At 46.4% G+C, this 5,274-nt stretch carries 4 protein-coding genes; all 4 read right to left on the minus strand.

The genetic code is table 11. The annotated features are described in order from the left end of the window. Positions 1–1,018, minus strand: a 1,018-nt coding sequence (locus JF818_RS06190; RefSeq protein ID WP_198891152.1) for a PAS domain-containing protein, incomplete at its 3' end; no start/stop codon positions are given. Next, entirely contained in the window at positions 1,011–3,245 is a 2,235-nt protein-coding gene (locus JF818_RS16650; protein ID WP_198891154.1) for a bifunctional diguanylate cyclase/phosphodiesterase, read from the minus strand. The genes JF818_RS16650 and JF818_RS06190, both read right to left, overlap by 8 nt. A gap of 68 nt (positions 3,246–3,313) precedes the next feature. Continuing rightward, a complete protein-coding gene (locus tag JF818_RS06200) occupies positions 3,314–4,369 on the minus strand; it encodes a 4Fe-4S binding protein (protein ID WP_198891155.1) in 1,056 nt (351 codons plus the stop codon). Beyond that, positions 4,366–5,127 carry a tryptophan-rich sensory protein gene (locus JF818_RS06205; RefSeq protein WP_198891157.1) on the minus strand — a complete coding sequence of 254 codons (762 nt, stop codon included), beginning with the start codon at positions 5,125–5,127 and terminating at the stop codon, positions 4,366–4,368. The genes JF818_RS06200 and JF818_RS06205 overlap by 4 nt, the downstream gene beginning before the upstream one ends. Between the last annotated feature and the right edge of the window lie 147 nt (positions 5,128–5,274).

Consider the following 5,274-nt stretch of genomic DNA (forward strand, 5'->3'; position numbering starts at 1 on the left):
CATCAATAATGAGCAATATCCCAATCTTGCTTCCGTTGATTGCACATACCTCTTCAAGAACATTGGTCAGTTGATCATCCGGGTTCTTGATGGATGAGGAGAGGAGATGGGAGAAGGCAGCAGCACGTCTTGCATTTTCCCTGAGGGTTCGCTCCAGATGTCTTTGTTCTGTTATATCCTCAGCAAATGCTCCAAGACCAATGGTTCCTCCCGGAAGTAATAGGGGGAATTTTGTTATCTTGTAAAGTCTTTCTCTCCAGTGCGTTTCCTTCTCCACGGTCTTCAGCTCATTCAATGCTTCCCGGTCACTTTCCACCATCAGGGTTGCGAGATCATGATGGGCAACCTCTTCGACTTGCTTGCCTAGAAGGGAGTTCTCATCGCAGGAGAGAAGCCGACAAAGGTTATCATTCACTGTCAGGAATCGACCTTCACTGTCTTTTATATAACTGTATCGGTTATTAGCATTGAGAAATTGCTTGAGTAATGAGAGGTTGTCCTCATGTTGCTGGTTTACTTTCTGTAATTGTTTATTCTGACGTGACTGGAGAACCAAGAAAAACATGAGGAAGAGGATGGTAAGCAATGATGTTGCGATCAAGGCAAAACTTATACGCCTGTTACGGATCATCAGTAGCTGTTCAGTGCTTTTATCCTGCAGCATTACTATAAAATATGGGGATCCGGTCTCTCCAACCTGTTGTACTCCTACCAGAAAGTAGAGCTCTCTTTCGTCGTCGGTTTCAAGGGAAATCATCTGGTCATGCAAATCAGTAAGAGAGTGAATGCTTTTTCCAATAAGAGCCGGGAAATTCCTCCCGATGAGTCTCTCCTTGGGTATTGAAAAATATTCGGCACAGGCTGGATTTGCATAGCGTATGGAGTTGTCCCTCTCATCTATCAGGAGCATGGGATGTCTGGCATTCTCAACACCCCTGTCCAGAGCAGGAAGTGTTTCAGCAGCCAAGGAAACAAGAGAAAAGAACATCAGGATGGTTAGGATGTATACGTTACGCATGATGGGTCTTCTCCTGTTCCAGATGGAGAATTGCATCAGAAGTTGATAATGGTTTATTAAAAAGATAGCCTTGGAGCAAGTCGCATTGTGCATTCTCAAGCCATTGTTTTTGTTCTATTGTTTCCACTCCCTCTGCTACGACTTTTTTCCCAAGATGATGAGCCATGGATATAATGTCCGAGACAAGATCACGTTCCGATTCTTCTGAGAGTGCCATGACAAAGAGTCTATCCAGTTTCAGTATGTCGATTTCCAGTGAACCCAATCGCGAGAGGGAAGAGAATCCTGTTCCGAAGTCGTCGATGGAGATACGAATTCCAAGCTGGCGTAGTTCCTTCAGCCTCCTGGCAATAAGGTTGAGGTCTTGCGAGAAGAGTGATTCTGTCAGTTCCAACTCAACTTGGTAGAGATTGATCTGTTTTCTTTTTGCCAACTCCTGGAATTTACTGGTAAAATTCTCTTCGATCATCTGCAGTGCCGATACATTTATTGCTACATTTACATTCCCGTCAAAACGTTCCTGGATGGTTTGAAGGAAATCTGTGGCAAGATCAATGATCTTGTCCCCTAGGGGAACCATGAGTCCTCTCTGTTCAGCCAGTGTGATGAACTCCATAGGTGAGATCATCCCCAGTTTCTGGCTCTTCATTCTCGCGAGTGCCTCGAAACCATGGATGCTAGAGTCTCTTGCCTCAACTATTGGCTGGAAGGCGAGTGAGAGTATTCCCTCCTCGCCCCTGATGGCCCGTTTAAGTTCCTGTTCAATGGTATCCTTCCGTATGAGGGACTCTTCCATGCTGTTGTCATATTGTTGGATGAAGATTTCATCAGTGGTGGCATGTAGAGCAATGGATGCTTGTTTGATGAGCAAGGAAGGGTCATGTCCAGCGGTATCGGTTGTTGATATTCCAATGGAGAATTCCAAAGAACTGACATCCTGATATTGGTTGGCGAGCAGGCGCAATGAACCGATAAGTGCATCAATCTGCTTCTCGCTTGACTGGGTATGCATTAGGATAATGAAACGATCATCAGAGATTCGGAAGGCTTGGAGACTTGCTTGCCTATGTTGGAGCGCTGAGAGTACATCAGCTATATGAATCAGCACTTCGTTGCCGTAGGTATACCCATACAGGATGTTTATTGCCTTGAAATTTCTCGGGTTAAGCATAAGACACGTCAATGGCGCGCCATGTGACTCGCTTATGAACTCATTGAAATACCGATGGTTTGGAAGTCCCGTCAACTCATCATGGTAGGCGATGGTGACAATATGCTTGTTCTTGCGGTAGGTGTGCAGGATGGAGTAGCTGAAGAGGAGAAAGAACAATCCCAGTGTTATGCTGATAACAAGCACAAGCCCAGCCAACAGGTTCTCTGCCATACGCATATCGTAAAAAAGCAACAAGGAACCGCTCAGTACTTCCTTTACCTGGACAGGCATGCGAAATACAAGATAGGGAGTTCCTGCCCACTCAATATTCCGGTATTCACCGAAGAGAACCGGCAAGGCATGCTTGGTTGCATTGATCATGATCTCATTATAGTCAGGAGAAGATGAAGCAATGATCTTCCCCTCATTGTCCATATATACAATTTGTGTGTGGTTGCCATACTTCATCAGTTCGTTTATCAAGTACTGTGGATCAAACTGGGCATACAACTCACTGATGGTCTCAGCTCGCAGTCCAACTTGTACCATCCTGTTGTCAGGGAATCGGTAATAGCCATATTTATACAGGATTCCTGAAACAGTATCTTCCCTGATACCCTCTACAAAATTTCGCATCCCACTCTTATGGAAGTTTTGGATCGGATGTCCTTCCTCCGGTTCCCATCCAATATAGGTATTGTCACTGGAGTGGATAAGCAAAAGGTCCTGATTGTAGAGATAAATGACGTCCACATCTAGATCCTCGGCAAACTCTGCAAGCACATCATTGGTAAAGGGTTCTGCATACTTACTGAGCCGTACCCCAGCAACATTCAGGGTGCTCCGCATCTGTTGGTCAAGCTGGTACTCCGCATCGATGACAATGCCGAGGCTCTTTGCATAGCCTCTTGCAAGCAGGGAAGCTTCCTTGACTTTTTCCTGGAAGTAAAATTGCCTCGTAATGGAGATCATGTACAGGCCAGCGGCAAAAAAAAGTACCAGAATGAGAATAATTGGTATGATAACGGAGCGTTTGGAAATTCCACCCCTCTTTTTCAGGAATGAGCCTTGCACACTTCCTCCTCATTGGTCTCATTAAGGTAACACCAGCGATGATACGAGTCAACAAAACGGCTCTCTGGTTAGGGCTTTTTCCTGATAAGGTGTAGAAATGCCGTGGTATAGGAGAGGGTGCCAGTAGGGCAGGCATCCACGCAATGTCCACAGCCTACGCATTGGTCACTGATAATCGGCTCACCGTGGATTGCCCGTTCCTTGATGGAAATCGAAAGGGGGCAGGCTTTGTCACATGCACCACACCCTATGCAATGTGTTTTTCCTGATTCAATGCGCATTCTTCCGAGACGAGCAAGGACCGCAAGCACCGTTCCGAGTGGACAGAGATGACAGTATAAGCGTCCAACAGAAACAACCCAGAAGGCCATCGCCAGTATGAGGTTTGCCAATAGATACCAGAAAAGCTCAATCATCCTCATGGTTTGCATCGTCGTACCGGAAAATGTAACGGAAGGGACAACCAGCCAGAAGCCGGTAAAGAAGAGAGCGATAAGGAGATACACAATCCTGATGGAACGAAGGTGCTTGAGTGTTCCCTTTTTGAGCGGATGGTGGACCTTGGTCAAGAGAGGAATTGCGGGATCGAATACCTCTGCTGCAAAGCCGTTGAAAAGGCACAGATGGGAACAATGCAAGCGTCTGCCGAACAAGACAGTGGTTACTCCAACTAGGATGCTGTATACCCAGAAGAAGGTAATTGCCCACCCAATCCCCTCCAACCCCAGGGTTGCCTGATGGCTTTGGGCAAATGAAGAACAGGGAATACCTGCCTGCAATGGTATGGTTGTCCATGGGAGGGGCATGGCAAAAAAATAGATTTCCGGATTGCCGGTGAACAAGGGTAGGAGTATATGGACTATGAGGGCGCTAAGGGTGAATCCGATGAAATTTTTCAACCTCATACCCGCTCTTCCTTTTCGTTTGGCAATACGATAGGTGAGAAAGCCGCATATTACTATGAGAAATGTCTTGAACTGGTTCTCATAGAAATGCCACCAGGGAGCGACCCGTTCTGCTACCTCGGGAGATCCCCCCTGGTTTAGTGAGGCCAGTACCAAAGAGAACAAAATATAGAGGGCCAACACTACCTGAAGGGCCCTGACTTCCTTGGGCTGCTTCATGCCACAGATTGCTTCTTACGAAGGAGAAATACTCCGAAAGAGATGGCAAATGCAGCAATTGCAATTGCTGTCACTGTCAGGATCAAGGGATATTCACCATTGAATCCTTCCCTGGATGTATGCTTTATCAAGATTCCGGTATAAGCCCAGATCAAGGTAAGCAGGTATACTGGATCACGACGGCGGAATGCCCAGGAGAGAGCAATCAATACGCCTACCACGAGAACAATTACTGTCCATGTCATCTCGCTTATGCCCCAACCAGACCAACCGATGGAGACAAGGAAGGTAGTGACGTTTGCAATGGTTGCTACGGTAATCCAACCAAGGTACACAGAGAAGGGAACAGAGAGAGCCCAATAGGAGTATCTATCCATGGCTGTATGGTCGATCAAGTCATTGATTCTGATCAAGCAGACAAGCAGTATCAGCATCAAGAGCAGTGAGAGCCCAATCATTTGATAATGCCAAGAGAAAAGCCACGCAATGTTGACCACACTTGAGACCGAGAAAATGATCTGAATGCTCTCATCTCCCTTCCTGAACTGGTAGAATGTATGCAAGGCGAGCAATGCATAAATGACACCCCAGATGGAGAATGTGATTCCTGCAGGTGCAAACAGATTGGGGTAGGAGTCAGAAACTTCACCGGTGCCCATGCCGCCAATGGGAAGTATATTCGCCAATGCATTTACCGTAATCATTGCAAGAAACGTGAGAGCAACAAGAAAAGCCAAGCCTTTTGCCCGTTTGTTCATAGAACCCTCCTATAAAAAGTCAACAGTAAAGTTAGGAAACTGCTAACCTTTGTTTGTTTTACTATAGGAGCTGTCAAGTCAAGCCCCTATGACCTCCTCGACGGTGAACAGACACTTGTCCCTCACCATCAAGGCTGGATTGAACGG

Origin of the sequence: Sphaerochaeta sp. S2, assembly GCF_016406725.1 — a bacterium.
GTDB lineage: Bacteria > Spirochaetota > Spirochaetia > Sphaerochaetales > Sphaerochaetaceae > Sphaerochaeta.

Coding starts and splice junctions, on each gene's coding strand:
- JF818_RS06205 (WP_198891157.1), bottom strand. CDS start 5,127: ATGAACAAACGGGCAAAAGGCTTGGCTTTTCTTGTTGCTCTCACGTTT.
- JF818_RS06200 (WP_198891155.1), bottom strand. CDS start 4,369: ATGAAGCAGCCCAAGGAAGTCAGGGCCCTTCAGGTAGTGTTGGCCCTC.